The organism is Neorhizobium sp. SHOUNA12A, from assembly GCF_023006505.1.
GTDB lineage: Bacteria > Pseudomonadota > Alphaproteobacteria > Rhizobiales > Rhizobiaceae > Neorhizobium.
Map to the genome: position 1 here is coordinate 1 of NZ_JALBGV010000178.1, position 2,767 is coordinate 2,767.

3 protein-coding genes are annotated in these 2,767 nt (G+C 63.1%); 2 read left to right on the forward strand and 1 reads right to left on the reverse strand.

Going from position 1 to position 2,767, the window contains the following annotated elements:
* Together MOV63_RS32285 and MOV63_RS32290 are read left to right on the forward strand one after the other, a co-directional pair.
* The coding region (locus tag MOV63_RS32285; protein WP_309500861.1) for a hydantoinase/oxoprolinase family protein at positions 1–870 on the forward strand (870 nt) is incomplete at its 5' end.
* 1 nt (position 871) lies between these two features.
* Positions 872–2,248, forward strand: a complete 1,377-nt coding sequence (locus MOV63_RS32290) for a M20/M25/M40 family metallo-hydrolase (RefSeq protein WP_040124662.1) — start codon at positions 872–874, stop codon at positions 2,246–2,248.
* A gap of 284 nt (positions 2,249–2,532) precedes the next feature.
* On the opposite strand, the gene MOV63_RS32295 is transcribed toward MOV63_RS32290, so the two are convergent.
* Positions 2,533–2,767, reverse strand: a 235-nt coding sequence (locus tag MOV63_RS32295) for an aldo/keto reductase (RefSeq protein WP_247039819.1), incomplete at its 5' end; no start/stop codon positions are given.

Consider the following 2,767-nt stretch of genomic DNA (forward strand, 5'->3'; position numbering starts at 1 on the left):
CGCATGGCGCTCGATGTCGAGGCTGCCCGCAAGGCGGTCGACGGCAAGGTCGCGAACCCGCTCGGTCTTTCGACGGCGACGGCAGCGCGGGGCATTCTGGCGATCGTCGACAACCACATGGTCGGCGCGGTGCGCGTCGTTTCGGTCGAACGCGGGCATGATCCGCGCGACTTCACGCTGGTGCCCTTCGGTGGTGCCGGTCCCTTGCATGGCTGCGCGCTCGCCGAACTGCTCGGGATTTCCCGGGTCATGATCGCGCCGGCTCCGGGCATTCTCTGCGCCGACGGCCTGCTCGCCGCCGACCTCAAGGCGGAATTCAGCCGCACGCTGCCGAAAGCCGGTGCCGTGGATGTGGCGACCGCCAACGGTATCATCGCCGAGCTCAAGACCCAGGCCTCCGCCTGGTTCGAGACCGAAGGCGTGGCCGAAAAGGATCGCCGCATCGCGACCGTGGCGCTGCTGCGCTATCACGGCCAGGGCGGCGAGCTTGCCGTGACCTGGGACGAGACCCGCGAGGCAGTAGAAGCTGCCTTCGCCGCCGAACACAAGGCGCTTTACGGTTTTGCGTTGGAAGCGGCGATCGAGCTCGTGACGCTGCGGGTCGAAGCCGCCGGCATAACGATCGAACCGCCGCCGGCGATCCTCGATAAGGGTTCCGACGTTACTCCGTTCGACTATGTGCCGGTGCATTTCGAAAGCGGCGTCACCAGCGTTCCGGTCGTCGACCGCTCGACGCTCGGTGCAGGCGCCACGTTCAAGGGGCCGATGATCCTCACCCAGCTCGACACGACGACATTGGTCGCACCCGGCTGGAGCGGCACGGTGCATGGTTCCGGCGCCCTCCTTCTGACAGCCAAGCAGGATGCATGAGATGACTGAGCAAGAGAGTGATCTGGAGCGCGTCTTCGCGCATATCGAAGAAAACCGCGAAAGCTTCATCGAGCGGGTGATGGATTATGTCCGCCATCCCTCGATCAGCGCCCAGAACACGGGCATCGCGGAAGTGGCGGCCATCCTCGTCGACATGCTGAACGGCATGGGCATGGAGGCGGTCACCATCCCGACCAAGAACCACCCGATGGTTCTGGGCCGCATGGAAAAGCAGCCGGGCAAGCCGACCGTCCTGCTTTACGGCCATTACGACGTGCAGCCGCCGGAGCCCTACGAACTCTGGGACAGCCCGCCCTTCGAGCCGACGATCCGCAATGGGCGCATCTATGCGCGCGGCATCGGCGACAACAAGGGTCAGCATTTCGCCCAGCTGATGGCGCTGGAATCGCATCTGAAGGTGACCGGCGAACTGCCCTGCAACGTCATCTTCCTGCTGGAAGGCGAAGAGGAAATCGGCAGCCCGCATATCGCCGAATTCGTGGCTGAGCATGCCGACAAGCTGGATACCGCCGATCTGGTCGTCACCTCCGACGGTCCGCTGCATGAATCCGATACGCCGATCATCACCTTTGGCGTACGCGGTGTCGCATCCTTCGAGCTGCGCGCGAAGACCGCCAATCGCGATGCCCATTCCGGCAATTTCGGCGGGGTGATGCCGAATGCGATCTGGAAGCTCGTGCATCTGCTCGCCACGATGAAGACCGACAAGGGCGAGATCACCATCGACGGCCTGCACGACGTCGTCGTGCCGCCGACCAATATGGAGCGCGAGGCGGTCGACAAGCTGCCGCTCGATCTCGAGGCGATCAAGGCGGACCTCGGCATCAAGGAACTCGACGCGCCCCTCGACCGCGGTTATTTCGATCGGCTGATGTTCCACCCGACGCTGACCATCAACGGCCTGCATGGCGGTTACGGCGGGCCGGGCCAGAAGACGGTTCTGCCCTGTGAGGCGTTTGCCAAATGCGACATCCGCCTGGTCGAAAGCCTGACGCCGGACTACGTGTTCGAGAAGGTACGGGCGCATGTCGCCGCCCATGCGCCGGACGTGGAATTCGTGCCGCTCAACGCCATGCTGCCGTCGAAGACGCCGATGGACAGCCCGTTCGCGCCGGTCATCCGGGACGCGATCTTTACCGCCCGCGGCGTCGAGCCGCTGCTCTACCCGACCGTTGGCGGCTCGCTTCCGGACTACGTGTTCACGAAGATCCTGAAGAAACCGGCGTTCGTTGTGCCTTACGCCAATGCGGATGAAGCGAACCATGCGCCGAATGAGAACCTGAAGCTGGATTTGTTCATTGCCGGCATCAAGACGGGGGCGGCGCTTTTGACAAAGCTGGGTGAGATGAAGCCGTAATCCTGCCTTTGTGCCGAAAGAAATCCCCGCAAAGATTGGAACATCATCGAGAGGAATCCGGTTTTATGAACCGATCAAATGTCCCTCTCATCGACCCGGTTGTCTCTCTTTGCGGCAGGGCGCTTGAGGAAGGTTCTACGGACAGCCGCCGACGTGGTTGAAGCGACGGGCATCCTAGCCGTTAACGGCGGCTTGTTTACTGGAGTGCATGCTCGTAAAGGCGAGCCGCGGAAACCTTGACGGGATGTTCTTTTTACTAAAACGCACTCCAACCGGAGGCTCGGCTAGGCATGCCCGGCGATCGACTTGGGAAGGTAATGCTGTTCGAGCTCTGCAACATCCTGCTCGCTCAACTTGATCTCCAGCGCTTCGACCGCATCCCCGAACTGTCCTGGCTTCGAAATGCCGACGATCGGTGCGGTGATGGCGGGGCGGCTCGCGACCCAGGCGTATGCGACCTGCGCCATCGGCCGTCCGTGACGCTCGGCGACCGCCTTCAGGCCGGCGACGACCGCATCG